This is a genomic window from Shewanella nanhaiensis (assembly GCF_019457885.1).
Taxonomy (GTDB): Bacteria; Pseudomonadota; Gammaproteobacteria; order Enterobacterales; family Shewanellaceae; genus Shewanella; species Shewanella nanhaiensis.
Genome location: NZ_JAHZST010000070.1, coordinates 1 through 370, shown reverse-complemented (window position 1 = coordinate 370; position 370 = coordinate 1). Strand labels below are relative to the sequence as shown.

General features: G+C 39.2%; 1 rRNA gene. It reads left to right on the top strand.

The annotated features are described in order from the left end of the window. Positions 1 to 301: 301 nt before the first annotated feature. Positions 302 to 370, top strand: a 16S ribosomal RNA gene (locus K0625_RS24385); the annotation flags it as partial.

Here is a 370-nt window from a genome sequence, read left to right as displayed (position 1 = left end):
TACGCCTCCTCAAGCCAACGACCAAGCGTCAACGGCCACACAATAGTGTGATGCTCTTTAACAATTCAAAACAAGAAATCTGTGTGGACACTCACAGGTGTTGAGTTATTCGAAATTGTCTTCTGTTTTTCGGAATGTTGGCAATCAAAATATTACTCAATGAATGAGTGTTCATAGATTCGAACTTAGTTCGAGTCAATATGTTTAGTTTTGATTTCACTTTTTTAAAAGTGGAAACAAAGCAACAGTATAATTCGTTGAGCCGTTCTTCATCCTTAATCGGATGAGAACAAAAAAACTTTAATTGAAGAGTTTGATCATGGCTCAGATTGAACGCTGGCGGCAGGCCTAACACATGCAAGTCGAGCGG